Raw genomic sequence first — 26406 nt, 5'->3', positions numbered from 1 at the left:
CTATGTTGGGCATGGGCGACCTGCCCGATCGGCCGCGGCGCAGCGCGCTTGCCCTCATGCCGGGTAAGCGGGCATAAGCCGCGCCGTTTTTACCCTCCAACCGAGTGAAACGACCGCCCGATGTCAGATCTTTATGCGATCACGCTTCCCGATGGCTCCGTCCGCGAAGTGCCCGCCGGCACCACGCCCGGCGACATCGCGGCGGCGATCGGGCCTGGCCTCGCCAAGGCGGCGCTCGCCGCGCGCGTGAATGGCGAGCTGCGCGATCTCAATCGCCCGTTGGAAGGTGATTCGGCGCTCGCGCTCGTCACCGCGCGCGACGAGGCGGATGCGCTGGAGCTGGTACGGCACGACTATGCCCATGTGCTGGCCGAGGCGGTGCAGGCGCTGTTCCCCGGCACGCAGATCACCTTCGGCCCTTCGACCGACGACGGCTTCTATTACGACTTCGCGCCGAAGGACCGGCCCTTCACCGAGGAGGACCTGCCGGCGATCGAGGCGGAGATGCGGCGCATCATCGCGGCGGACAAGCCGCTCGTTCGCGAGGTCTGGCCGCGCGAGCAGCTGATCGCGCGCTGGCGAGCCGCGGGCGAGACCTTCAAGGCGGAATGGGCGGCGGAGCTGCCCGAGGGCGAGGAGCTGACCGTCTATCGATCGGGCCACGACTGGCTCGACATGTGCCGCGGGCCCCATCTCGCCTCCACCGGCAAGCTCGATCCGCAGGCGTTCAAGCTGACCCGCGTGTCCGGCGCCTATTGGCGCGGCGACCAGAAGAATGCGATGCTCTCGCGCATCTACGGCACCGGCTGGCTCACCAAGAAGCAGCTCGACGCGCATCTCTTCCGCCTGGAGGAGGCGGCGAAGCGCGACCATCGCAAGATCGGGCAGGAGATGGACCTGTTCCACCTGCAGAGCGAGGCGCAGGGCAGCGTCTTCTGGCATCCCAAGGGCTTCGTCCTGTGGCGCCAGCTGGAGGCCTATATGCGCCGCCGGCTGGATGCGGCGGGCTATGAGGAAGTCAAGACGCCGCAGCTCATGGATGCCCGCCAGTGGGAACAGTCGGGCCACTGGGGCAAATATCGCGAGAATATGTTCGTCGTGCCGGACGAGATCCCCTCGACCGAGGAGGAGGGGCCGATCCTCTCCGGCAAGGCCGAGCTGATGGCGCTCAAGCCGATGAACTGCCCCGCGCACATCCTGATCTTCAAGCAGGGTATCAAGAGCTATCGCGACCTGCCGATCCGCATGGCCGAGTTCGGCTGCTGCCACCGCAACGAGCCGCACGGCGCGTTGCACGGCATCATGCGGGTGCGCCAGTTCACCCAGGACGACGCGCATATCTTCGTGCGCGAGGACCAGCTGATCGAGGAGATCAAGGCGTTCTGCGACCTGCTCGACAGTGTCTATCGCGACCTCGGCTTCGAGCAGTACGCGATCAAGCTGGCGCTCCGGCCGGAGAAGCGCTTCGGCTCCGAGGAGATGTGGGACAAGGCCGAGCAGACCCTGCGCGACGCCGTCGCCGCGGCGGGCCGCGCGACCGAAGCTTATGGCTGGGAGGAGCTACCCGGCGAAGGCGCCTTCTATGCGCCGAAGCTGGAATTCCACCTGACCGATGCGATCGGCCGCACCTGGCAGGTCGGCACCATCCAGGCGGACACGGTGCTGCCCGAGCGGCTCGACGCCTCCTATGTCGGCGAGGACGGCCAGCGCCACCGCCCGGTGATGCTGCATCGCGCGATCCTCGGCACGTTCGAACGATTCATCGGCATCCTGATCGAGCATCATGCCGGCCGCTTCCCGGCCTGGCTGGCGCCGGTACAGGCGGTAGTGGCGACGATCGTGTCCGATGCGGACGATTATGCCCTGTCGGTGGTCGAGAAGTTGAGAGCGGCCGGCATCCGCGCCGAGGCGGACCTGCGCAACGAGAAGATCAACTTCAAGGTGCGCGAGCATAGCGTGGCCAAGGTGCCCAACCTGCTCGTGATCGGCAAGCGCGAGGCGGAGGAAGGCACCGTCGCGCTGCGCCCGCTCGGTGCCGATGCGCGCCAGGAGGTCCTTGCCCTCGACGCGGCGATCGCGCGCCTCGTGCGCGAAGGCACGCCGCCGGATCTGGCACGCGCCTGACATCGCCTCATCTTCCCCGCAGGCGGAGGATCAAAAGAGCCGCACCATGGCCGGCAGGCCACAATGATGTGCAAATCGTACCATCCTGCCGCGCAGACATCTTCCAAATGGGGCCGATGCATATTACATCGCGCCCCTGCGAATGAACCATAGGAGATAGCGTTATACGTCCGCCAATGATGAGGCGCCCACTCGGGGCTCCGCCGATGCCGCTCAATGGTCCTCGTTTCAACGAGTTTATCAACGTGCCCAAGGTGCGTGTGATCGACGAGAATGGCGATAATCTGGGGGTCATGTATACGCGCGAGGCGATCGAGCAGGCGGCAGAGTCCGGCCTCGATCTTGTCGAGGTTTCTCCCAATGCAGACCCGCCGGTCTGCAAGTTCCTCGACGTCGGCAAGTTCAAGTACGAGGCTCAGAAAAAGGCCAACCTCGCCCGTAAGAGTCAGAAGACGCAGGAGATCAAAGAGATCAAGATGCGTCCGAACATCGACGATCATGATTATGATACGAAGATGAAGAAGATTCACGAGTTCATCGACGAGGGCGACAAGGTCAAGGTCACGCTGCGCTTCCGCGGCCGTGAGCTGGCGCATGGCCAGCTCGGCATGCAGGTGCTCCAGCGCGTTCAGGCCGAAATGGCCGAGACCGCCAAGGTGGAGCAGTTTCCACGCATGGAAGGCCGCCAGATGCTGATGGTCCTCGCGCCGAAATAAGCTGCGTGGTACGTGCGGACGCGCCGCAAGCGCGTCCGGCGGCGGCTTTTCTCTTTCGGCTCGCTTGAGGGCCTGCCACAAGGCCTCGATGCCCGATCCGTTCGACACCGAGACCCTGCCGGCCGACGCGCACGGCATCGCACGCGCGGCCGAATGGATCGCCGCCGGCCAGCCCGTCGCCATCCCCACCGAGACCGTCTACGGCCTCGCCGCGGATGCGACGATGGGCGAAGCCGTCGCGCGCATCTATGCCGCCAAGGGCCGCCCCTCCTTCAATCCGCTGATCGTCCATGTGCCCGACCTTGCGGCGGCTGAGGCGATTGCGCGGTTCGACGAAAGCGCCCGCCGGCTCGCCGCCCGCTTCTGGCCCGGTCCCCTCACCCTCGTCCTGCCGCTTCGGCCGGAAGCGGGGATCGCCGGGATCGTCACCGCCGGGTTGCCGACGGTCGCGCTACGCATGCCTTCGCACCCCGTCATGCGGGCGGTGCTGGCAAAGAGCGGCCGCCCCCTCGCGGCGCCATCCGCCAATGCCAGCGGCACGATCAGTCCCAGCCGTGCCGGCCATGTCGCGCGCACGCTCGGCGGCCGCATTCCGTTGATTCTCGATGCAGGTGCCACCGCCCACGGGCTGGAATCGACGATCGTCGCGGTCGAGCATGATCGTCTGCGCCTGCTTCGGCCGGGCCCGGTCGACCTCACCCGGCTCACCGAGGCAGCCGGGCTGCCGCTGACCGCAGCGACGGCCGGCCGGATCGAGGCGCCAGGGCAGCTTGCCAGCCATTATGCGCCGTCCAAGCCGCTTCGGCTGGATGCGGCCGCTGCGAAGCCGGGCGAATGGATGATCGGATTCGGCGCCGTAGCGGGCGATGCCACGCTGTCCGTGGCCGGCGATCTGGTGGAAGCCGCAGCGCAGCTGTTTGAACTGCTGCATGCAGCGGACGCGTCCGATGCTGCAGCAATTGCGGTAGCCCCGGTGCCGCAGCATGGCCTCGGCGAGGCGATCAACGACCGCCTTCGCCGCGCTGCTGCACCGCGGCAAAATTAGCGTCCCCCGAAACGCATCTCGTTACCATGTAGTAACGAAATGCGTCATATGCGGTCTCAGGCGACGTCGTTGGCGAGCGTCACGAGATCCAGGTCCGACGTTTCGACGCCGATCGCCGGGGACAGGCGCCCGGTGTTTCGGGTCAGCATCGGGCAGGTCGAGACCGTCCAGCGATCCGTGCCCTGCAGACCCAGCGCGGTCAGCCTTCCGCTCTTATAGGCACCCGTGTCTATGCCGATCCGGTTGGTCCGCCGATCGACTGCATCGGTAACGCTGTGGCCGTGCACGACGATCATTCCATGATCGCGGTCATCCTCTAGGAATTCCTTGCGAATCCACAATAAATCATGGGTAGCCTGACGATCGAGCGCCACGCCCGGGCGGATGCCCGCATGGACGAACAAATAGCTGCCGAGCTGGATATGCGGCTCGAACGATTCGATGAAATCGATATGCCGGCGGGGGACCTTGTGGTTCAGCTCGTCGAACAGAATCAGGCCCCGTTGCGCGATCGCATTCGAGGAGACGCCATAGCTTTTCAGCGTATCGACACCGCCGAAACGGAACCAGGCGACGTTCGCGGTTTCGTTGCGCCCAGCCAGCACGTCGAGAAAAGCCTCCTCGTGATTGCCGGCAATATAGCGCACCGATGCAAAGTTGATCGCATCCGATAGAAGATACTCGATCACCTGCGCCGAATTGGGGCCGCGGTCGACCAGATCTCCGAGAAAGATGATCTGTGTGTCCGCTGGGCCACGCCCTTCATTATCTTCGCGTAGTGCCTCGATCAGAACTTCGAGCAAATCCAGCCGGCCGTGCACATCGCCGATCGCATAAACCCGCATACCTTCCGGTATGGAGGGCATCGCCCTCGACGCTGCCCATCGCCGCTTCAGATATTTCAGCACCGGTTCACCCTCTTACGCAACACAGTTCGCCGCTTTTCCGCTCTGCCCTGGCTTGACGTCCGACCGCTGCGACTCGAAAGCCGCCACCGCCGGTTCGGAAGTGCCAAGCCCTTGCAAATTGGCTGTTCTCGCTCGCAGAAACAGCCAAGGCGCATCGCGCTTGTCGCCGATCCTAAACGACTCGCCGCAATTCATTTCTTGCACCCGACTTTTTGTAATTTCTGTGCGCTGCATCACAACGAGGGGTCGATCACATCGCTATCCCGTACTGGTTGCCGACGGTGAGCCGAGGGTAGCGCCAAGATTTGTGCAGTGCAAAATATTTCTTGCGTAAACGGCTCGGGTGATATTGTAATAGCGTACGCGGTGCGTCATTAGCCGGTCCTTCGATGTCAGATGAGGTGATTGCGTGAATATCCACTATGGATATGTCCGACAGGCTCAGACCGACTTCGACGCGCGAAGTGTCGTTTCTACGCCTCGATCCAAGGAGATGCTGCGGCTCCGGCTGTACTTCGCGCTCCTGATCTGTGATACGATGTCGCTCGTCCTTGGCTTTCTTTTCGGCAATCAGGTTCGCTTCAACGATGTGCTCGACCAGCAGGGCTACAATATGCTCGTGGTCGTGCTGCCGGTTTATCTGGGCACCGCGCTGAACAGTCGAGCCTATACGATCGACGTGCTCACCAATTCCCGCCTCGGCATCTACCGTGCGGCGCTGGGCCTCATGTTCACGATCGGCGTGGTCCTCGGAATGGCCTTCTATCTGAAAGCCGGCGCGGACTTCTCCCGCCTCGCCTTCAGCGTCGGCATCGGCACGAGCGCGCTGTTCATCGTCGCGGGCCGCACCGTGCTGGGCAAGCTGATCCCCCGCTGGCTAGGTCAGAGCCCGCTGAGCGAGATCATCATCTGCGACGGGGTGGATATAGATGGTCCGGAGGATGCCTTCATTCTCCATGCCGAACAGGCGGGCATCAAGCCTTCGGTCAACGATCCCTGGATGCTCGACCGGCTGGGCCATTTCCTGCGTAACGTCGATCGCGTGGTCGTCGCCTGTCCGCCGGAGCGCCGCCGCGCCTGGGCGATGGCGCTGAAGGGCGCGGACGTCTCCGCCGAGATATTGGCGCCCGAGCTCGACGATATCGGTTCGCTCGGCACCGGCCGCTTCGTGCGGCAGAGCACGCTGGTCGTCGCGGTGGGACCGCTGGGCCTGCGCGACCGGGCGCTGAAGCGCCTGCTCGATCTTTCCATCCTCGCCGTGCTGGCGCCTGTCGTGGTGCCGGTGATGGCGGTGGTGGGTATCGCGGTGAAGTTGGACAGCAGCGGACCCGTTTTCTTCAAGCAGAAGCGGATCGGTCGCGGCAACCGGATGTTCTCCATGTACAAATTCCGCAGCATGCGGACGGAGACGCTGGACGGCGAAGGCCGCCGTTCCACAGGCCGGGACGACGATCGCATCACCCGCGTCGGCCGCTTCATCCGTCGCACGAGCCTCGACGAGCTGCCGCAGTTGCTGAACGTGCTGGTGGGCGACATGAGCGTCGCGGGGCCTCGCCCCCACGCCCTCGCCTCTACGGCGGACGATGCGCTCTTCTGGGAGATCGACACCCGCTACTGGGATCGGCACGCGGTGAAGCCCGGCATGACCGGCCTCGCCCAGATCCGCGGCTTTCGCGGGGCGACGCTGTGCCGCGAGGATCTCTCCAACCGGCTGCAGGCGGACCTCGAATATCTGTCTGGCTGGACGATCTGGCGCGACATCTCGATCATCCTGTCGACTTTCCGGGTGATCGTGCACCGCAACGCCTTCTGACGCGCCGCGAGCCCCAAATCCGTCGTCCTGCTTTTTTCACGCCCGGTCGATACGACCGGGCGCAGCTATTTCTCGCTCGTCCAATAGACCCGCGTCGAATCATAGGCGGTGAGGCGAAAATACCACACCCGCCACCGCGTCTATGATTCGCCGGCATCGGAGCGAATCAATTCATCGGATAAGGCTCGGTTTTACTTGCAGCGACTGTAGATCGTCTCGAATGCGATTCGCCGTCGCCACGACATGCCTGGCAAGTCGCGTCGGGTTGGAAGCAGCGGCCCGTTTTACTGACGCGAATTCATCCGAACGCCTCTTGTCATGGTTGACGGCACCCCCTCTTTGTGGCAATGCAGCATGTGTCCAACGCGTGTACATGTAGTGGAGGACTTATGAAGAAGCTCGGAACTCTCTCGGTGGTGGCGCTCGCCACGGTCCTCTCGGCGGCCTCCGCCCAGGCGGCCACGGCGGTTCGTCCTAACACTGCGGTCTGGGGCTCGACTTCGCTCTTGGCGTCTGACGCTCGCGTCACGTCGACCAAGTCGAAGAAGGTCAGCCGCATGTTTGACGACAGCGGCAAATATGTTGCTGGCGCTGCGGCTCTTGGCGCTACCGGTCTGCTCATCTGGGCGCTGACCGACAAGCACCACGACCATTGCGAAAGCCCTGGCGGCAGCTGCAACAACTGAACTCAAATTCAGTTGTGGCCGCGAGGCTAAGTTAAGAAACGGCGAGGTAGCATAGCTACCTCGCCGTTTTCCTTTCTACGGTCCCGCCGCGGACAAGGTGCAACTCGCCTGATTTCCATGCCCAGAAAGACTCGCGCGCACCCCTTGCTTCCGTTCCACCTTTTCATCGCCTTTCACATGGCCCTCGCCGGGCTGCTCGCTGCCGACATCGCGCCGACCGCGGCGGTTCGCGCCGATACCGACACGAGCGACGATTCGGCTTCGGAGCTCGACCGCAATTTCGCCGCGCTCCGACTTCAGCAAAGCCACCTGGCCGAGATCAACTTCCGCCTGGCGACCGCCAACGATGCGCTATGCGACACGCATCTGCCGCAAAGCGGCCTCGTCATGCAGGAAAAATCCCAGTTCAGCGCCAATATCCGCGATGCGGCCGCCCGCTTCTTCCATCTCGACGACGGACCATCGGTGATGGTGGTGGTGCCTGGCAGCCCCGCCGATACGGCCGGGCTCCAGCCGGACGATGTGGTGAAAGCGATTAATGGCATCGCTCTGCCGCTGGACGGCGTCACCTCGGGTCGGCGCGGCAGCGTCACCGCCATCTCCGGGCTTACCAATCTGATCGAACGCGAGCTCGGCCGGGGAGCCGCCACACTCTCCATCCTGCGCCACGGCCAGCCGCTGAGCGTGACGCTCGGCTCGGTCTCCGGCTGCCGGTCCCGCGCGGATCTTTCGCTGTCGCGGGAAATGAATTCCTATGCGGACGGGCTGACCGCCACCATCACCACCGCCGTGGTCGGCTATACGCGCAGCGACGACGAGCTCGCCGTGGTGCTCGGCCATGAGATGAGCCACAACGTCCAACATGACCGCGATCCCTCGGGCCATGGCGGCCGGATCGACGACAAGGTCGTCAGCGTGCGCCAGTCCGAAGCGGAAGCGGATTATGTCGGCGTCTATCTGATGGCGCGGGCAGGTTATGATTATCGCCAGGCGCCGCTTTTCTGGGAACGTTCGCGCAATTATGGCGGCAGCGGCGGAGGCAGCCATCCGAGCTGGCCCAAGCGCGTCGCGCTGACGGAGACAGCGATCCACGAGATAGACCGCAAACGGGCCCAGGGTCAGCCGCTGATCCCGGAGCTGCCATTCTTCACCAATCGCCTGAAACCCGCGGCATAGAGCAGCTTGCCTCCAAGCCTTGTGGTCGCATCCTTTGCGCGGAAAACCGGTTCCCATTTTCCGCACGATGCTCCGCCCGCGTCGGAGGCGCAGACAGCGCCTCAGCAGGGCCGGTCGAGCGAGATATGCCCCTGCTGCTTCAACGCCTCGACCGCGCGCTTGACCTCCTGGCTGGAGCCGCGCGGAAGGATCAGGACGGCGTCGCCGGTCGCGATCACGATCAGGTCCTGCACGCCCACCGCGGCCACCAGCGGCCCTTCGGTACGGATCAGGCAATTGGTCGTGTCGATCGCCAGCACTTCGCCATGGCCGTGATTGCCACGCCCGTCCTTCTCGGCCAGAGCGTGCAGCGCATCCCAGCTGCCGACGTCGGACCAGCCCATCGCCACCGGCGTCACGATCACCCGGTCGCTCTTTTCCATGACGGCATAGTCGATCGAATCCGACGGCGAGGCGCCGAAGGCCGCCTTGTCCGGATAGACACGTGCGCCGTCCTGGCGAGCAGACGCCATGGCGGCTCGCGCAGCCTCGATCATTGCCGGCGAATGCTGCTCCAGCGCGGCCAGATAGGCATCGGCACGGAACAGGAAAATGCCGCCGTTCCACACATATTCGCCCGAGGCGAGATAGGATTCCGCCGTCGCAAGATCCGGTTTCTCGACGAAGCGCTGCGCGCGATGCACGCCCGCCGCCAGCTTTGCCCCGAGCTGGATATAGCCATAGCCCGTCTCGGGCAGGTCCGGCGAAATGCCGAAGGTGGCTAGCCAGCCCTCGCGCACTAGCGGCGTCGCCGCCTCGATCGCCAGCCGGAACGCAGCGACGTCGTTGATCACATGATCGCTCGGCATGACGAGCAGCACATCATCGGGCTTGGCCGCCAGCGCGGCAAGCGCGATGGCCGGTGCGGTATTGCGGGCCAGCGGCTCGAGGATGAGGGAGAAGCGGTCGACCCCGATCAGGCCCAGCTGCTCCTCTATCATGTCGGCATGAACCGCGTTGGCCACCACGATGGGCGCTGAAAAGCGCGCGGGATCGTCCACTCGGCGGATGGTGAGCTGCAGCATCGTCTCGGCGTGCGTGAGGCTCAGCAACTGCTTGGGGCGCTGTGTCCGGGAGAGCGGCCACAGGCGCGTGCCTGATCCGCCGGAAAGAATGACGGGCACGATCATATCGGACACATTTTGCTCCAAGGATAACGGACACCGGACAGCCGCCCGAACAGACTGAAGATCGGTCCGCTACGAACGTCTGCAAAACCAGCTCAGCGCCCGGCTGTTCCGTGGTGCGCCAAGAGATCAGCAAGCCCCCTTTCCCAATTGATCGCGTCCGCTACCATAGCATCGAGCTCGGCGAAACGCGGTCTCCACGGCAATTGCGCGATTATCGCGGAATTGTCTGCAATCATTTCTGCCGAATCGCCCATGCGCCTCGGTTCCAGCCGACGGGTGATGCGCACGCCGGCCACCCGCTCGACGCTTTCGAGCACGTCGAGCACGGTGAAGCCCTGCCCGTAACCGCAATTGAGCACATAGCTGCGCTCCGGCGCCGCGATCAGCGCCTCCAGCGCATCGATATGCGCGCTGACCAAATCGCTGACATGGATGAAATCCCGCACCCCGGTGCCGTCGCGGGTCGGATAGTCGGTGCCGAACACGGCGACATGATCGCGCTTGCCGAGTGCGGCTTCGACCGCGACCTTGATGAGATGCGTCGCGCCGAGGGTCGACTGGCCGGTACGCCCCGCCCGGTCCGCGCCCGCCACGTTGAAGTAACGCAGCGCACAATAGTTGATCGGATGCGCGGACGCCACGTCCCGCAGCATATGCTCGGTCATCAGCTTCGAGCGGCCATAAGGGTTGATCGGCATCGGCGGCGTCGATTCGGTCACCGGCATCTCCTCCGGTACTCCATAGATCGCCGCCGTTGACGAGAAGATGAAATGCGGCACGCCGGCTGAAATCGCCTCGGCGACCAGCGACGCGCTGTTGGCGGTGTTATTGCGATAATATTTAAGCGGATTCGCCACCGATTCGGGCACGATCACGGATCCTGCGAAATGCATGATCGCGCCGATGCCGTGATCGCGCAGCACGCGGGCGACGAGCGCGGCATCGCCGACGTCGCCCTGGATGAAGGTCGCCTGCGGCGGTACCGCCCAGCGAAAGCCGGTCGACAGATTGTCCAGCACGACCAGCGGCCAACCGGCATCGACCAGCGCGAGGCAAGCGTGGCTGCCGATATAGCCCGCACCGCCGGTCACCAGCACCGGCGTCCTGTTCCGTTTGGCCGCATTGGTGGCCATCCATTATCCCCCAAAAAGGTTTCGGCTCCAGATCGAAACGCTCGACCATCCGAAACTCGCATCAGCATCGGAAAGACGAGAGCCCGCTTCCAACCCGCTACGCCCCAACCGCTTACGAAAAGGTAACCGAATCGTTCAGCAATTTTGAGCAACGCCCGCCGCGGCCGCGCGGCCGGATCCGATCGCATCGGGCCGCCGGCTCTCATCCTCTTCGAGGCCGCAATTTCCGAATCGCCAGGCCGCTTCAGGCGACGCGGCCCACGCTACTGTAGCTGAAGCCGTGGCGGAGCACCTCATAGGGCTGGTAGACGTTGCGCAGATCGACGAGGATGGGCGAGGCCATCCGCTCCTTGAGGCGAGCCAGATCGAGCGCGCGGAACGCGTCCCATTCGGTGACGATGACGATCGCTGCGGCATCGTCGGCGACGTCGTAGGCGCTGGCGACATAGGTCACCTTCTCGTCCAGCACCGCCCGGGCGGCCGCCATCCCCTCGGGATCATAGGCGCGCACGGCGGCGCCCGCATCGATCAGCGCCTGCACGATCGAAATGGAGGGCGCCTCGCGCATGTCGTCCGTATTTGGCTTGAAGGTGAGGCCGAGCAGGCCGATCGTCTTGCCCCGCACGTCGCCGCCGCATGCCGTGATCACCTTGCGCGCCATCGCGCGCTTGCGCTGGTCGTTCACCGCGATCGTCGTCTCGACCAGCCGTATCGGGCTGTCATAGTCCTGCGCGGTCTTGACCAGCGCCACCGTGTCCTTGGGAAAGCAGGAGCCGCCATAGCCGGGGCCGGCATGGAGGAATTTCGGTCCGATCCGCTTGTCGAGGCCGACGCCGCGCGAGACCTCCTGCACGTTGGCGCCCACCTTCTCGCACAGATCGGCGATTTCGTTGATGAACGTCACCTTCACCGCCAGGAACGCATTGGCGGCATATTTGATCAGCTCGCTGGTCCGCCGCTCGGTGAACATCACCGGCGCCTGGTTGAGATTGAGCGGACGATAGACTTCCGACATCACCTGTCGCGCACGCTCGTCCTCGATGCCGACGACGACCCGGTCGGGCCGCTTGAAATCGGCGATAGCGGCGCCTTCGCGGAGGAATTCCGGATTGGAGACGACCGCGACGTCGGCCTCGTGGTTGGTCTCGCGGATGATGCGCTCCACCTCGTCGCCGGTGCCGACCGGCACGGTGGACTTGGTGACCACCACGGTGAAGCCGTCCACTGCCCGGGCGATATCGCGGGCCGCGGCGTGGATGTAGGAAAGATCGGCATGGCCGTCGCCGCGGCGCGACGGCGTGCCGACCGCGATGAACACCACCTGCGCGCCGGCCACCGCGCTGGCGAGATCGGTGGTGAAGAACAGGCGGCCGGCGGCGACGTTGCCGGCGACGAGCTGGTCGAGCCCCGGCTCGTAGATCGGCATCTCGCCGCGATTGAGCGCGTCGATCTTGCCCTGGTCGAGATCGACGCAGGTGACGCTGTGGCCGAAGTCTGCAAAGCAGCTGCCTGAAACCAGACCCACATAGCCGGATCCGATCATCGCAATCTTCATGCTGTCTCCTCAGCCTCGCGTCGTTGCCAACGCTGTCCCCCGGCCCCCTTGGCCGACGGGGAGAGGCGAGGCGCTGTCGCTCTGCACGCTCGCCCCTTTGCCAGCAAGAGGATTGGTCGGGCGCCGCGATCGATCCGCCTCAAAGCCACCGACCGCGCGGACCGACGGACGATGCTGAACGGGATCGCCACCCCGGCCCGGCTGGCCATCGCCGCGACATGGCTCTGGCTCGCGCTTTGGCTATCGCTCGGCGACGGGCCGCCTTTCTTCGGCTACATCAATGCGCTCGGCTTCTTCTGGGGGCTGGCCGCCGGCATCGCGGCGCTGGACCTCGCGCTGCAGCGCAGCACGATCTGGGCGGCGACAGGCGCTGCCGCCGCCGCGCTGGCGCTTTGCCATGGCCAATGGCCCGTCCTCGCCGCTGCCGATACCGCACCCTCTTCCGCGCAGCCACTGCGCGTGGTTACCGCATCATTCAGAACCTATAATCGCGACATGGCGAGCGCCGCCCAGCTGCTCGCCGGCTATCGCCCGGACATTCTGGTCGCGCAGGAGGTATCGGACGTCCCAGCCTTTCTCACCCGGCTGGAGCAGGAGAGCGGCCGGCGCTGGCAGGCGGCGCGGCGCGGCAACGAGATCGTCGCCTCCCCCTGGCCCATCCGCGATACCCTTCCGAATCGGGCCTTCCTGCGCGCCACCGTCGCCACGCCGGACGGCCCGGTGACGGTGTGGAACGTCCACGCCGTGAAAAGCTATGCAAACGCCATAGCCATCCGGCTGCAGATCGCGGCGCTGACCGAGGATGTCGCAGCGCATTGCGGCCCGCGTATCGTCGCCGGCGATTTCAACGCGACGCCCTGGAACGACAGCTATCGTACGCTTTCGGAACGGCTGACCGATGCCTTCCGCGTCGCGGGAAGCGGCCCCGGCTTTACCTTTCCGACGCGAGCCCGCCGGATCGGATTCGCCTTTCCCTACCTGCGCATCGATCACATCTTCGTCGATGCCATGCTGCAGCCGGTCGCGGCGTGGACCGGCGATGCCAGCCCCGGTGCGGATCATCGGCCGGTGATTGCCGATCTCGTCCGCAGCCCGAACTTGCGGCAAGCCGCGCGGTAGAAAAAGATGTGGCAGCGCGAAGCCGAGTTGGGTTATGCTGCGTTGCAGAAACCGGAAGGAAAGCGCCTCGATCACAGAGTAAGCCGTATCGATCGACCCTGCATTCCATCTCCTCCCGCAGAAAACGGAAAGAGCCTTGCCTGTAGTCCTGATCAAAGCGCGACGTTTCGAAGACGACCGGGGCTGGTTTACCGAAACCTACAATCAGAGGGCCTTTCACGATTTGGGCGTGGATGTGTCTTTCTGTCAGGACAACCATTCGCTGTCCCGTCCCGTGGGCACGTTGCGAGGCCTTCATTTCCAGACGCCGCCGCACGCCCAGGCCAAGCTGGTGCGATGCATCCGCGGCAGCATCTGGGACGTGGCGGTGGATGTGCGCAAGGGCTCGCCGACCTATGGCGAATGGACCGCGGCGACGCTCTCGGCCGAGAATGGCCACCAGCTGTTCGTGCCGGCCGGCTTCCTGCACGGCTTCGTGACGCTCGAGCCGGATACCGAGGTGACCTACAAGGTCTCGGATTTCTACGCGCCCGAATGCGACGGCGGCATCGCCTGGAACGATCCCGACCTCGCCTTGCCCTGGCCGCTGCCGGAGGGCGGGCCAAGCCTGTCGCCCAAGGACGGCAAGCTGCCGCGCCTCGCCGAATTCGACAGCCCCTTCCCCTATGACGGCCGCCCGCTGACTCCCGTGTCGGCTTCGTGAAGAAAGGGACCCGAACGATGGCGAACACGAAACCCCTGCGCGTCCTGGTCACCGGCGGCGCCGGCTTCATCGGGTCGGCGCTCGTCCGCCACCTGATCGGCGAGACCGAGCATGTCGTGCTCAATGTCGACGCGCTCACCTATGCGGGCAATCTGAGCTCGCTGGAGAGCGTCGAGCATGATCCGCGCTATCGCTTCGCCAAGGCCGACATCTGCGACGCTGCCGCGATGAACCGGCTGATCGGCGAATTCCGGCCGGACGTGATCACCCATCTCGCCGCCGAATCGCATGTCGACCGCTCGATCGACGGGCCGGCTGCCTTCGTGCAGACCAACCTCGTCGGCACCTTTACCTTGCTCGCCGCCGCGCTCGACTACTGGCGCGGGCTCGACGCCGAAGCGCAGAAGAGCTTCCGCTTCCACCACATCTCCACCGACGAGGTGTTCGGATCGCTGAGCGACGAGGGATTCTTCACTGAAGAGACCGCCTATGATCCGCGCTCGCCCTACTCCGCGTCGAAGGCCGGATCGGATCATCTCGTCCGTGCCTGGCATCACACCTACGGGCTGCCGATCCTGCTAACCAACTGCTCGAACAATTACGGCCCCTATCATTTCCCGGAGAAGCTCATTCCGCTGATGATCATCAAGTGCCTCGCGGGCGAGAAGCTGCCTGTCTACGGACAGGGGCTGAACGTGCGCGACTGGCTCTATGTCGAGGATCATGTGCGCGCGCTGACCCGGGTTTTCGAGGCAGGCGTGCCGGGCGAGAGCTACATCATCGGTGGCCGGTCCGAACGGCGCAACATCGACGTGGTGACCACCATCTGCGAGACGCTCGACCGGGTGCGTCCGCGCGCCGACGGCAAGAGTTATGCCGAGCAGATCAGCTATGTCGCCGATCGGCCCGGCCATGATCATCGCTATGCGATCGATCCCAGCCGCCTCGACCGCGAGCTCGGCTGGCGCGCGCAGGAAAGCTTCGAGAGCGGCATCGAGAAGACGATCCGCTGGTATCTCGACAATGAGGGCTGGTGGCGCGCCATCCAGTCCGGCGCCTATGCCGGCGAGCGCCTGGGCCTCAAGACCGCGTGACCGGCATGAGGGGGGATCCCATTCTCGTCCTCGGCCTGGGCGGCCAGGTCGGCACCGAATTGCTGCGCCAGGGCGGCGACGGGCTCGTAGCACCCTCGATCGCGGAGTTCGACATCACCGATCCGGCGAGCATCGCCGCCGGCCTCGCGGCGCGCCCGTGGAAGGCGGTGATCAACGCTGCTGCCTACACCGCGGTCGACAAGGCCGAGACGGACGTCGCGCCCTGCTGGGCGATCAACGCTTATGGCCCGGCAGTGCTGGCCGCCGAGACGGCGAAGGCCGGCATCCCGATCATCCACATCTCGACCGACTATGTCTTCGACGGCACTGGCGAGGGCTATTATCTCGAGGATGATCCCGTTCGCCCGATCGGCGTCTACGGCGCATCCAAGGAAGGCGGCGAGCAGGCGGTGCGCACCGCCAATCCGCGCCACGCCATCCTGCGCACGGCCTGGCTGGTCAGCGCGCATGGCGGCAATTTCGTGAAGACGATGCTGCGCGTCGGTGCCGAGCGGCCGCAGCTGCGCGTCGTCGACGATCAACGCGGCTGCCCGACCAGCGCCGCGGATCTCGCCGGCGCACTCTTGACCGTCACGCATCGCCTGATCGACGATGCCGACGCGCCCACGGGCACCTTCCATTTCGTCAATTCGGGCGAGGCCACATGGTGCGAGTTCGCGCGCGCGATCTTCGCCGACGGCGCCGCGCGGGGCGGCCCCTCGCCGGAGGTGGAGGCGATAAGCACCGCCGACTATCCGACGCCGGCCCGCCGGCCCGCCAATTCGCGCCTGTCGACCGTCGGCCTCACCGCCGCCTACGGCATCGTGCCGCGGCCGTGGCGCGAGGCGCTCGGCGACATATTGGACGAACTTCTCTAGCCGCACCGGCGCTGTCTGTTTTTGGGGGAATGACGATGAAGGGTATCATCCTCGCCGGAGGATCGGGCACGCGGCTGCATCCCGCGACGCTGGCGATCAACAAGCAGCTGCTGCCGATCTACGACAAGCCGATGATCTATTTCCCGATGTCGGTGCTGCTGCTGGCCGGCATCCGCGAGATACTGATCATCTCGTCACCCGACTATATCGACAATTACAAGCGTCTGTTCGGCACCGGCGAGCAGTTCGGCCTCGCCATCTCCTATGCCGTCCAGCCGAGCCCGGACGGCCTCGCCCAGGCCTTCCTGATCGGCCGCGAGTTCATCGGCGACGACGCGGCCGCGCTCGTGCTCGGCGACAACATCTTCTTCGGCGCCGGCATGAGCGAGCTTCTGCGCTCCGCCACCGCACGCACCGAGGGCGCGACCGTCTTCGCCTATCAGGTGGAGCATGCCGAGGCCTATGGCGTCGTCGAGCTCGATGGAACCGGCCGGGCGATCAGCCTGGAGGAAAAGCCCGCCAAGCCCAAATCCAACTTCGCGGTGACCGGCCTCTATTTCTACGACAATCGCGTCGTCGATCTGGTGACGCAGATCAAGCCCTCCCCGCGCGGCGAGCTGGAAATCACCGATCTCAACCGGCTCTACATGGAGATGGGCGAGCTCTATGTCGAAAAGCTCTCGCGCGGCTATGCCTGGCTCGACACCGGCACGCACGACAGCCTGATCGAAGCATCGGAATTCGTCCGCGTGATCCAGAAGCGGCAGGGCATCCAGATCGCCTGTCTGGAGGAGATCGCCTTCATCAACGGCTTCATCGACCGCGACCAGCTTCGCGAGCGCGGCAAGCTGTTCGCGAAGACCGGCTATGGCCGTTACCTGCTGGATCTCGCAGATCATGCTGCATGATTAATGCAATTGCGTCTGGTTCTTTTCGCAGTTGCAGCATAACATCCTATTCAACCCGAAACGCTCACCAGTGAGGGACATGGCGTGAAGATAGCGATTTTTGGTGTCGGCTATGTGGGGCTTACATCTGCCGCCTGCCTGATCAACGACGGCCACAGCGTGATCGGCGTGGATGTGAGCGAGAGCAAGGTCCGCATGATCAACGAGGGCAAGAGCCCGATCTTCGAGCCGGGCCTCGAAGAGCTGCTCACCCTCGGCGTCCAGGAAGGCCGGCTCGTCGCCTATCAGGAGATCGGCGATCGCCTGGCGGATTGCGACATCGCGATCGTCTGCGTCGGCACGCCCAGCGCGGTCGATGGCTCGCACAATATGGGCTATATCGCCGAGGTCTCGCGCCAGATCGCCGTCGCCTCGGTCAGCCTGCCGGAGCGCGCGCGGCCGCTGACCGTGATGTATCGCTCGACCATGCGGCCGGGCTCGATCGACAAGCTGATCGCGCCGATCTTCCGCGGCTTCCATGGGCCCACGCTGAGCAAGGTCGAGCTGGTCTACAATCCCGAATTCCTGCGCGAGTCGACGGCGCTCAAAGATTATTACGCACCGCCCAAGATCGTCGTCGGCACGATCGACGGCCAACCCTCGGCGACCGTCGACGAACTCTATGGCAATATCCAGGCGCCGCGCTTCTATGTCGGCTATCGTGAGGCCGAGATCACCAAGTTCGTGGACAACAGCTTCCACGCGCTGAAGGTCGCCTTCGCCAACGAGATCGGCCGCATCTGCGGACGCGAGGGGGTGAGCGCCAAGACGGTGCACCAGATCTTCGTCTCGGACACCAAGCTTAACATCTCGCCTTATTATCTGCGGCCGGGCGGCGCTTTCGGCGGGTCCTGCCTGCCCAAGGACGTGCGCGCCCTCACCTATCTCTCCAACGAGGTCGGCGCCGAGACCTTCGTGCTCGATGCGATCATGCGCAGCAACGACGCGCACAAGCGCTACCTGTTCGAGAAGGCGACCGAGGGCGCGGCGCCGGGCGCCAAGGTGCTGCTCAACGGCCTCGCCTTCAAGGCGAACAGCGACGATCTGCGCGAGAGCCCCTATATCGATCTGGCCCGGCGCCTGCTGCAGGCGGGCTACGACCTCAAGATCTGGGATCCGCAGCTCGAGCCGTCAGCCCTCACCGGCCAGAATCTCGGCTACAGCTTCGCGCATCTGCCCGAGATGACCAACCTCCTCCTGCGCACCAAGGAGCAGCTGGTCGAGGCGGGTTTCGACCTGATCGTCGACGCGCGCGGAGACGCCGCCTCGCTGGGCCTCGATGGCGTACCGGTCGCCGCGATCAACAGCCTGCCCTGAACCCTTCTCATCCTCCCCGGAACGGGGAGGGGGACCGTTCGCGAAGCGAATGGTGGAGGGGCTCCCGCACACGACAAGCGGCACTTCTGACGTGAGCGCTGCCCCTCAACCGCCTTCGGCGGCGCCCCTCCCCGTTTCGGGGAGGATTTAATGACCCGCCCTCAGGCGCCGGACGTCTGGAGCGCGCCGACCGGCTTTCCGGTGAACAGCGTTTCATAGGCGGCGAGCAGCTTGGGCCGTTCATGCTCCCAGCCGAGATGCTCGTGCACGCGCTTGAAGCCGAAGGCACCCATCGCGGCGCGCTTTTCGGGATCGTCGGCAAGCTCGGCGATCTTCCTGGCGAAGTCGATCGGATCGTTCGGCGCGGCATAGAGCGAGGAATCCTGCGCGGAGAAGCGCCCTTCCTTCACCTCGAACTGCACGATCGGTTTGCCCAGCGCCATATATTCCATGATCTTGTTCATGGTGGACAGGTCGTTCATCGGATCGACCCGGTCCGGATTGACGCAGATGTCGGCAGTGTTGAGCATGTCCATCAGCAGCGCATCGGGCGCGCGGCCGGTGAAGGTGAAGATGTCGGCAACGCCCTTCTCCGCCGCATAGGCCTGGATCGCCTCCAGCTCGGGGCCGCCGCCGACGATGCCGTAATGGATGTCGTCACGGCCCTGCGCGCGCAGCCAGGCGGCGGATTCGACGAGCAGGTCGAGCCCCTCCTGCCGACCGATCACGCCGACATAGCCGACCAGATAAGGCTTACCCTGCTTGAGCTCGGGCTTGGCCGGCCCCGGCTTGATCTTGTCGAGGTTGGGCCCGGAGCGCACGACGAACACCTTGTCCGGCGGCATGCGGCCGCGCTCGATCGCGATCTTCTTGTAGCTCTCATTGGTCGCGATCGAGATGCTGGCGAGGCCGAAGGTCGCCCGCTCGGCCAGCACCATGGCCTTATATTGCAAGCCGCGATGACCGAACTTGGTCTCGAACAGCTCGGGGCAGAGATCATGATGATCGAACAGGAATTTCTTGCCGAGCAGGCGGAAGATCGCGCCCACCAGGAAGATCAGATCCGGCGGGTTGCACGCATGGATCACGTCGAAGCCGCGGGTGAACAGCACGCGGAAAGCGAGCACCGTCTCCCAGAACAGCGCCGCGCCATATTCGGCGATATAGCCGAGCAGGCCATTGCCCTCGGCCGGTAGCGGATGGCGATAGACGTGGATGCCGTCGATCACCTCATAGCGGGTGGTGAAGCCCTTGCCGACCGGGCAGATGACGGAGACTTCATAACCCGCGGCGTGGAGCGTGGTCGCCTCCATCCACACGCGGCGATCGAACGGAACGGGTAGATTCTCGACGATGATAAGCACGCGCCGTTTCTTGCCATTATTCGGTGCTGCCAAAACCGCCCCCTCTTTTAGCCTCGTGCGCCCTGGCTGCCTGAGCCAGTTTCAATCCCGTTTCTAGAAAGTCTTTCGCATCTGCACAATGGTTTGGCGCGGCTCCGCCGGCCGCCAGGACGGCTCGCTTCGGCTTTTTCACGGCCCAAAAGGCCGATTTTCCGGCGTTTCATTTGCAATTCATGTTGCGCGGCAGAAGATAGCGGCATGTCAGAGGGAATGGCCATGCAGCAAGCCATCGCGCTCAATCGCTTCGGCCTTGGAGCGAAACCGAATCAGCCGGCGCCGGGGGATCCCAGGACCTGGCTCCAGGATCAGCTCACCCGTTTCGACGCACGCCCGGCGCCGATCGCAGCCGTGCCGGACTATGCCGCCGTCACCGCCGAGACGCAGAAGATACGGGAGGCGCAGCGCGCGGCACGCACGATGAGCCCGGAGGCGCAGGCCGATGCCCGCGCGATGAACGGCAATTTGCGTGCGCTGATGAACCAGCACGTCCAGGCCCGCGTCGCCGCGGCGGTGGCGAGCGACACGCCCTTCGTCGAGCGGCTCGTCCATTTCTGGGCCAATCACTTCGCCGTATCGACCAACAAGGCCGACATCATGGTCGGCGCCGGGCCGTTCGAGTTCGAGGCGATTCGCCCGCATGTGCTCGGGCGCTTCTCCGACATGGTGATGGCGGTCGAATATCATCCGGTGATGATGAGCTATCTCGACCAGCCCGTGTCGGTCGGCCCGAACAGCCCGATGGGGCAGCGCTTCGCCAAGCGCCGGATGGGGCTCAACGAAAATCTCGCACGCGAGATCATGGAGCTTCACACGCTCGGCGTCCGATCGGGCTATACCCAGGCGGACGTCACCGAGTTCGCGCGGGCGCTCACCGGCCACACCATCGTCGGCATGGGCGTCGCCGCCGATGCACCGGGCAATTACGGCTCCTCCTATTTCATGGCCGAGATCCACGAGCCGGGCGAGCGCACCGTGCTCGGCAAGCGCTATCCGGCCGGACAGGCCGAGCAGAGCCGCGCGATTCTCGCCGATCTCGTCGCGCGGCCCGAGACCGCGAAGTTCGTCGCCACCAAGCTCGCCCGCCATTTCGTGGCGGACGATCCGCCCGCGCCGCTGGTCGCCCGGATGCAGCAGGCCTTCCTCGCCAGCGGCGGCGACCTGCCAACCGTCTATCGCGCGCTGATCGCCTCGCCCGAAGCCTGGGCTTCGCCGCTCAGCAAGTTCAAGACGCCCTGGGACTGGACGATCTCGGTATGGCGCGGCGCCGGCGCGGACCCGGAGATGATGGCGACCACCCAGTCGCTGCTCCAGCGGCTTGGCCAGCCCGTCTGGCAGCCGGGCTCGCCGGCCGGCTGGTCCGATTTCAATGCCAGCTGGGCGGGATCGGACGAGCTGATGCGCCGCGTGGACGCCGCCACCCGCATGTTCGCGCGCAACCCCCAGCCGATGTCGCCCGCCTTGGCGCAAAGCCTGCTGCCGGGCACGCTGCGGCCGCAGACCAGCAAGGTGATCGCCAGCGCCCCGCCTCCGCAGCAGCTCGCGCTGCTCTTCGTTTCTCCCGAATTCCAGCGGAGATAGTGTGATGAACGTCAATCGGCGCCAGATCCTCTATGCCGGCCTGACCGGCGGCGCGCTGCTGCTGGCGGTGCCTTCGCTGCTGCCCGCGCATCCGCCGGGCGACCGCAGGCTGATCTTCATCATCCAGCGCGGCGCGCTGGACGGGCTGCAGGCGGTACCGCCGGTCGGCGATCCGGATTTCGGCGGCATGCGCGGCGTACTCGGCGAAGTGGCCGGCGTGCAGAAGCTGGACAGCATGTTCGGCCTGCATCCCTCGCTGGCCGGCGTCGGCAAGATCTACGCGCAGAAACAGGCGCTGTTCGTCCATGCCGTCGCCTCGCCCTATCGCGACCGATCCCATTTCGACGGGCAGAATGTGCTCGAAAGCGGCGGTCTCCAGCCGTTCGACATGGACAATGGCTGGCTGAACCGGCTGATGGGTCTCGAATCGGGGCTCAACGCGGTCTCGCTGTCGGCCGGCGTACCACTGGCGCTGGCCGGCCCCAACACCGTCGCCTCGTTCGAGCCTGCGCCGGTCGGCCGGATCAACCAGCCGCTGCTCGACAAGGTCAGCGCGCTCTATGCCGACGATGCGCAGCTCCACCCGCTCTGGGAGGAAGCGGTCGACACCCGCAAGCTCGCCTATGACATCCAGCAGGGCGAGCCCAAGACGGCGACCCAGGCCGAACGGCTGGCGCGGCTGACGACCGGCTTCCTGAAGGCGCCCAACGGTCCACGCATCGCGATGATCGAAACCCAGCAATGGGACACGCACACACAGCAGATCAGCCGCCTCAAGAATCAGCTTTCGCAGTTCGATCTGCTGCTCACCGGCCTGCAGGCAGGACTCGGCGACATGTGGAAGAACACGCTGGTGATTGCCGCGACCGAATTTGGCCGCACCGTCTCGATCAACGGCACCGGCGGCACCGATCACGGCACCGGCAGCGTCGCCATGCTGTTCGGCGGCACGGTCGCGGGCGGCCGCGTCGTCGCCGACTGGCCCGGCCTCAAGCGCGCCCAGCAGCAGGACGGCCGCGACCTCAAGCCCACCACCGATCTCCATGCCGTGATCTCGGGCGCGGTGGCGGACCATTTCGGCCTGCCCCCCTCCAAGGTAGCGCAGACCCTGTTCCCGGAACGCTCCGTAACGCCGCTGCGCGACCTGATCCGAACATAGCTCCGGCCGGCCTCCAGCCGCTCGGAGGATCGTTCACCCAGACGCTGTCTTACCCAAACCGCTCGACCAGCGCCGCACGGCGGCGTTCCCCCACGCGTTCCCAGATGAAATCGGCGCTGTGCTCAAGCGCGTTTTGCGCAAAGTGCTCTCGCGTGTCGCGATCGGGGCCAAGACGCGCGATCACCTCCGCCCAGGCGTCGGGATCGTCGCTGCGCACGACGTGACCATCGACGCCGTCACGGGTGAAGGCGCCCGCCCCCATTTCCGAGACGATCGCCGGCACGCGATTGCCCGCCGCCTCATAGGTGACCTGCGGCCCGCCCTCTTCGAGGGTCGGGAAAATGAACCAGTCGGCCGAGCGGTACAGCGCGCCGACATTGGGCGTGAATTTCATATAGCTGACGTCCGGACGCGCCAGCACGTCGGCATAGCGTTCGGCGATGATCGGCTCGATATCGCCGACCAGCACCAGCCGGCCCTTGATGCCCGCACGCTTCCACGCCTCCAGCAGGATATGCGCGCCCTTGCGCACGCAGGCGAAGCCGACGAACAGGAAGGTCGGCCCGTCGACCGGCTCCAGCGCCTTGTCCGTGCCGGTGAAGCGGGCCGGTTCCCAGCCATAGCTGGTCGGGATCAGCCGTTCCTCCGGCAGGCCGATCGCGACCAGCGATTTCGCCACCATCGGGCTTGGGCAGAAGATCGCATCGGCGAGATGCAGCTCTTCCCGCTCCTTCTCGACCAGGGCGGGGGTGATGCTGTGCCCCGGCGTGACGCCGAGCCGGCCATAGGCATCGTCGAGGATGGTCTTGGCGACATATTTGCCGCAATTCACCTTCTCTCGGACGACCGGGATGCCCTCGTCCTTCAGCCGATGCGCCAGTGCTAGCGAGATTTCGCCCCAGCCATAGACCAGCGGCCGCCCGCCCTTGGCCTTGATCGCCTTTACGAGACGCTTCTCCGCGAGCGGATAGGTGAAGCGTCCGGCGATGCGGTGCGGCAGCCGGTTGGTCAGATTCTCATTGAGAATGTACCCGGTTGTGACCGGCACCGAGATGTCCGACTTGGGCCACCGATTGATCGAGGCGAAGACGCGGCAATGCACGTCGTCGCGATTCATCTGCTCGGCCAGGCGGATGGCGGTATAGGCCGGGCCGCGTTTCACGACGGGCATGCCCAGCATGAAATACATGTCGATCGTTCGTGCCATGATGTTCTGCCACCCCACCCGAAGTTCTTGACCAGCCGGCGATAGCGAAGACGCCGTGTTGCAATTATTTCATGAACCGCCGCGGGATATGCGGATGATCATCCCGATCGCAACAAATTCGTCGAACATGTGCAGGATCATCCGGTTTTTCACTCTTCCCGCCAGTATCTCGTGAGATGCGCTGCCCTAATCCCATGGCCTGCGAGGCCCTTCAATAGCAAATTCGCACCTGCAGCATTTGAAACTTGCAGCAGCAGGGACGAGTCCGCATAGCAGCGCAGATGAGCACCGCAGCCAAGATCCAAGAGCGTCTTCGTCATCATATGCCGTCGATCGTCGCCCTGGGACTGCGCGGCACGGCGCTGCTCGCCGGATTCGTGATCACCTATTTCATCGGACACAAGCAGGGGCCGGCGGCCAACGGCCAATATGCGCTCGTCACGCAAACCGCGATGTTCCTGTCGACAGCCGGGCTGGCGGGCATCGACATTGCCGTCGTGCGGCATTTTCCGGCAGCCCTGACCCGCAAGATGCCGATCGCTCTCTCCACCTTCATCAAGGTCTCCTTCCTCTCGATCATGCTGATGGTCGGCATCGGCCTGGCGCTCTGGGCGACGGGCGACGTACTCTGGCAGCCGCTGGTCGGCCATGCCGTTCCAAAGAGTGCCTTGCTCGTTCTTTCGGTGCTGCTGATCGGCCGCGGCGGCAGCCGGCTGTTCGGTGCCGTCCTGCGTTCCCAGCACGTCTTCACGCTCGGCCAGATCGTCGAGGTGAGCATCATCCCGGTGGCGGTGGCGCTGCTGCTGGCGGCGGGCATGTTGCATACGCCGGGTCAGGCGCTGTGGGCGACCGCCATCGCCAGCATCGCGGCCACCGTCATCGGTCTGCTCGCCTGCCTGCGATATGTCGGCATGCGGGGCGAGACCCTGTCCGTGCCGATGAAGAATCTGCTGCACAGCTCGCTGCCGTTGTGGGGCGTCTACATGTCGATCAACGCGGTCGACTGGTTCACCCTCACCCTCGCCGCCACCTATCTCAACGCCTCCGGCGCCGGCATCTATCGCGTCGCCGTGCAGGCGGCGGGGCTGATGCAGGTCATCTCCATCTCGCTCTACAGCATCTATCCGGCGCGGATCAGCGCCTCCTTCCACGCCGGCGACCTGGCCTGGACGGGCCGCCTCACCCGCTCGGCGACGCGCGTGTCGGCACTCTGCGCCGCGCCGATCGCGCTGGTGCTGCTGATCTTCCCGGAAAGGCTGCTCGCGATCATCGGCCCCGAGTTCATCGCCTGCGCGCCGGTGGTGCGCATCCTGGTGATCGGCCAGCTCATCAACACGCTGATCGGCCCGGCGGGCATGACCCTGGCGATGAGCGGCAATGAGCGGCTGAACCTGATCATCTCGATCGGCGGCACCGGCCTCATGTTCCTCGCCGCGCCGTTCGCGACCAAATATGGCGGCCTCGAGGGGCTGGCGACCAGCATCACCACGATCATGATCCTGCGTAACGTGGTGAGCCTGTTCTTCGTCTCGCGGCTGCTCGGGCTCAACGTCGCGACCGGCAAGGTGCGGCCGGTGAAGGGCGGCAAGCCGAAGGTGCATACGCCTCCCGCAGGCGCAGCGGCTGAGTAGCGGGAAAGGCTGCATCCTGCCTGCCGTGCGGCAGGAAGATAAAGGCATTACGCCTTCGGCTTGAACCTGTCCGGCACGCCCGTCTCGCCCCGCACGCCGGCCCACCAGCCGGCCAGCGCGACGCGAAAATTTCGCCAGGCACCTGCCTTGGGATATTGGCCGATCAGCAGCAAGGTGGCGATCAGCACCACCGGATAATGGCCCGGCAGGAACTTGCGGCTGAACAGCAGCTTGTTGCGCTCGTCCAGATACACTGCCAGCGGCGAGCGGGTCTTGCGCACCACGCTGGAACCGATCGTGCTGCCATGGGCGTGCACGACGATCGCCTCATGCGCATAGCCGAGGCGGAAATCGCCGCGGCGGAAGCACCAGTCGGTCTCCTCATAATAGAGGAAATAGCGCTCGTCGAAGAAGCCGACCTGCTCGACGAAGGCGCGCGGCACGAACATCGCAGCGCCGGCGACATAATCCATCTCGCGCTCGATCGCGGCAACGTCCGGCGTCGCATCCGCCGGCGCACCGAGGCCGATATTGTAGCCGCGCGCGATCCACGGCCGCCAGCGCGCGCCATAGAGCTGGATCTTGCCCTGCCCCTTCAGCACCAGCCGCGCGCCCACGATGCCGTAATTTCCCTTCTGCTGGTGCGCGGCAAGCGCCGTCATCGCATCGGGCTCGGGTATCGTGTCGGGATTGAGGATCCAGACGAACTGGTAGCGGCCATCGGCGATGATCGCTTCCAGGCAGACGTTGATGCCGGCCGCATAGCCGATATTGCCATTGGCCTGATGCAGCCTGATCTCGCGTCCGCTGCCCTTGAGCGCGGCGGCATGGCGGGCGATCACGCGTCCCTCGGGCTGTCCGGCCGTCAGCCCGTCACTTATGGAGGCTACCGCCTCGCACAGCGCGGCATAGGCGGCATCCCCGCCATTCTCGCAGATGTGGACGCCGAAATCGGCATAGGTCGAACGATCGAGCGCGAGCAGGCAATCCCGGATCTCCTCGGCATTGCGAAACCCGACGATGACGACTTCGGCGCGCATCGGCT

The 26406-nt window shown here is 65.1% G+C and carries 22 protein-coding genes; 15 read left to right on the top strand and 7 right to left on the bottom strand.

Translation table 11 applies throughout. The features are described 5' to 3' along the window. Positions 1 to 120: 120 nt before the first annotated feature. The 3 genes from thrS to GQY20_RS05820 all read left to right on the top strand — a co-directional run bounded on the left by thrS (position 121) and on the right by GQY20_RS05820 (position 3885). Positions 121 to 2124: a threonine--tRNA ligase gene (thrS, locus tag GQY20_RS05830; RefSeq protein ID WP_157216034.1), complete on the top strand. Its 2004-nt coding sequence runs from the start codon at positions 121 to 123 to the stop codon at positions 2122 to 2124. A gap of 176 nt (positions 2125 to 2300) precedes the next feature. Next, positions 2301 to 2840, top strand: a complete 540-nt coding sequence (infC, locus tag GQY20_RS05825) for a translation initiation factor IF-3 (protein WP_157216033.1) — start codon at positions 2301 to 2303, stop codon at positions 2838 to 2840. Between the two features lie 88 nt (positions 2841 to 2928). Beyond that, the gene (locus tag GQY20_RS05820) at positions 2929 to 3885 is read left to right on the top strand and encodes an L-threonylcarbamoyladenylate synthase (RefSeq protein WP_157216032.1); all 957 of its coding nucleotides are present in this window, start codon (positions 2929 to 2931) and stop codon (positions 3883 to 3885) included. A 56-nt stretch (positions 3886 to 3941) separates the two neighbouring features. On the opposite strand, the gene GQY20_RS05815 is transcribed toward GQY20_RS05820, so the two are convergent. Continuing rightward, positions 3942 to 4730, bottom strand: a complete 789-nt coding sequence (locus tag GQY20_RS05815; protein ID WP_232475898.1) for a metallophosphoesterase family protein — start codon at positions 4728 to 4730, stop codon at positions 3942 to 3944. A 601-nt stretch (positions 4731 to 5331) separates the two neighbouring features. Here GQY20_RS05815 and GQY20_RS05810 point away from each other — a divergent pair. The 3 genes from GQY20_RS05810 to GQY20_RS05800 all read left to right on the top strand — a co-directional run bounded on the left by GQY20_RS05810 (position 5332) and on the right by GQY20_RS05800 (position 8468). Next, complete coding sequence (locus tag GQY20_RS05810) at positions 5332 to 6606, top strand: sugar transferase (protein WP_157216030.1); 1275 nt, start codon at positions 5332 to 5334, stop codon at positions 6604 to 6606. Between the two features lie 389 nt (positions 6607 to 6995). Next, positions 6996 to 7292 (top strand): hypothetical protein, encoded by a 297-nt coding sequence (locus GQY20_RS05805; protein WP_157216029.1) that lies wholly within the window; start codon positions 6996 to 6998, stop codon positions 7290 to 7292. A gap of 117 nt (positions 7293 to 7409) precedes the next feature. Next, positions 7410 to 8468: a M48 family metallopeptidase gene (locus tag GQY20_RS05800; protein WP_157216028.1), complete on the top strand. Its 1059-nt coding sequence runs from the start codon at positions 7410 to 7412 to the stop codon at positions 8466 to 8468. 101 nt (positions 8469 to 8569) lie between these two features. On the opposite strand, the gene GQY20_RS05795 is transcribed toward GQY20_RS05800, so the two are convergent. The 3 genes from GQY20_RS05795 to GQY20_RS05785 all read right to left on the bottom strand — a co-directional run bounded on the left by GQY20_RS05795 (position 8570) and on the right by GQY20_RS05785 (position 12325). Beyond that, positions 8570 to 9637: a mannose-1-phosphate guanylyltransferase/mannose-6-phosphate isomerase gene (locus tag GQY20_RS05795; RefSeq protein ID WP_198350854.1), complete on the bottom strand. Its 1068-nt coding sequence runs from the start codon at positions 9635 to 9637 to the stop codon at positions 8570 to 8572. A 92-nt stretch (positions 9638 to 9729) separates the two neighbouring features. Continuing rightward, positions 9730 to 10770: a UDP-glucose 4-epimerase GalE gene (gene galE / locus GQY20_RS05790; RefSeq protein ID WP_157216026.1), complete on the bottom strand. Its 1041-nt coding sequence runs from the start codon at positions 10768 to 10770 to the stop codon at positions 9730 to 9732. Between the two features lie 244 nt (positions 10771 to 11014). Continuing rightward, positions 11015 to 12325, bottom strand: a complete 1311-nt coding sequence (locus tag GQY20_RS05785; protein WP_157216025.1) for a UDP-glucose dehydrogenase family protein — start codon at positions 12323 to 12325, stop codon at positions 11015 to 11017. A gap of 171 nt (positions 12326 to 12496) precedes the next feature. Here GQY20_RS05785 and GQY20_RS05780 point away from each other — a divergent pair, with 171 nt between their 5' ends. The 6 genes from GQY20_RS05780 (at position 12497) to GQY20_RS05755 (ending at position 18383) form a co-directional block, all read left to right on the top strand. Then, the gene (locus GQY20_RS05780) at positions 12497 to 13444 is read left to right on the top strand and encodes an endonuclease/exonuclease/phosphatase family protein (protein WP_157216024.1); all 948 of its coding nucleotides are present in this window, start codon (positions 12497 to 12499) and stop codon (positions 13442 to 13444) included. 136 nt (positions 13445 to 13580) lie between these two features. Continuing rightward, positions 13581 to 14147, top strand: a complete 567-nt coding sequence (rfbC, locus tag GQY20_RS05775) for a dTDP-4-dehydrorhamnose 3,5-epimerase (protein WP_157216023.1) — start codon at positions 13581 to 13583, stop codon at positions 14145 to 14147. A gap of 17 nt (positions 14148 to 14164) precedes the next feature. After that, positions 14165 to 15241, top strand: a complete 1077-nt coding sequence (rfbB, locus tag GQY20_RS05770) for a dTDP-glucose 4,6-dehydratase (protein WP_198350840.1) — start codon at positions 14165 to 14167, stop codon at positions 15239 to 15241. Positions 15242 to 15246: 5 nt separating this feature from the next. Continuing rightward, positions 15247 to 16119, top strand: coding sequence for a dTDP-4-dehydrorhamnose reductase (gene rfbD, locus GQY20_RS05765; protein WP_157216022.1), 873 nt, complete (start codon positions 15247 to 15249; stop codon positions 16117 to 16119). 35 nt (positions 16120 to 16154) lie between these two features. Continuing rightward, positions 16155 to 17027 (top strand): glucose-1-phosphate thymidylyltransferase RfbA, encoded by an 873-nt coding sequence (rfbA, locus tag GQY20_RS05760; RefSeq protein WP_157216021.1) that lies wholly within the window; start codon positions 16155 to 16157, stop codon positions 17025 to 17027. A gap of 84 nt (positions 17028 to 17111) precedes the next feature. Continuing rightward, a complete protein-coding gene (locus GQY20_RS05755; RefSeq protein WP_157216020.1) occupies positions 17112 to 18383 on the top strand; it encodes a nucleotide sugar dehydrogenase in 1272 nt (423 codons plus the stop codon). Positions 18384 to 18544: 161 nt separating this feature from the next. Here the strand turns inward: GQY20_RS05755 and GQY20_RS05750 are convergent, their stop codons facing one another. After that, the gene (locus tag GQY20_RS05750) at positions 18545 to 19747 is read right to left on the bottom strand and encodes a glycosyltransferase family 4 protein (protein ID WP_232475897.1); all 1203 of its coding nucleotides are present in this window, start codon (positions 19745 to 19747) and stop codon (positions 18545 to 18547) included. 255 nt (positions 19748 to 20002) lie between these two features. Between GQY20_RS05750 and GQY20_RS05745 the strand changes: the two genes are divergently transcribed. Both GQY20_RS05745 and GQY20_RS05740 read left to right on the top strand, forming a co-directional pair. Then, complete coding sequence (locus GQY20_RS05745; RefSeq protein ID WP_157216019.1) at positions 20003 to 21364, top strand: DUF1800 domain-containing protein; 1362 nt, start codon at positions 20003 to 20005, stop codon at positions 21362 to 21364. Between the two features lie 4 nt (positions 21365 to 21368). Further along, positions 21369 to 22523 (top strand): DUF1501 domain-containing protein, encoded by a 1155-nt coding sequence (locus GQY20_RS05740; RefSeq protein WP_157216018.1) that lies wholly within the window; start codon positions 21369 to 21371, stop codon positions 22521 to 22523. Between the two features lie 49 nt (positions 22524 to 22572). On the opposite strand, the gene GQY20_RS05735 is transcribed toward GQY20_RS05740, so the two are convergent. Next, positions 22573 to 23730: a glycosyltransferase family 4 protein gene (locus tag GQY20_RS05735; protein ID WP_157216017.1), complete on the bottom strand. Its 1158-nt coding sequence runs from the start codon at positions 23728 to 23730 to the stop codon at positions 22573 to 22575. A gap of 281 nt (positions 23731 to 24011) precedes the next feature. Between GQY20_RS05735 and GQY20_RS05730 the strand changes: the two genes are divergently transcribed. Beyond that, positions 24012 to 25361: a lipopolysaccharide biosynthesis protein gene (locus GQY20_RS05730; RefSeq protein WP_157216016.1), complete on the top strand. Its 1350-nt coding sequence runs from the start codon at positions 24012 to 24014 to the stop codon at positions 25359 to 25361. Positions 25362 to 25408: 47 nt separating this feature from the next. On the opposite strand, the gene GQY20_RS05725 is transcribed toward GQY20_RS05730, so the two are convergent. Continuing rightward, the gene (locus GQY20_RS05725) at positions 25409 to 26401 is read right to left on the bottom strand and encodes a glycosyltransferase family 2 protein (protein ID WP_157216015.1); all 993 of its coding nucleotides are present in this window, start codon (positions 26399 to 26401) and stop codon (positions 25409 to 25411) included. Between the last annotated feature and the right edge of the window lie 5 nt (positions 26402 to 26406).

The organism is Flavisphingomonas formosensis (assembly GCF_009755815.1).
In the GTDB taxonomy this organism is placed as follows: Bacteria; Pseudomonadota; Alphaproteobacteria; order Sphingomonadales; family Sphingomonadaceae; genus Flavisphingomonas; species Flavisphingomonas formosensis.
This window is presented reverse-complemented; position numbering and strand designations above follow the sequence as displayed.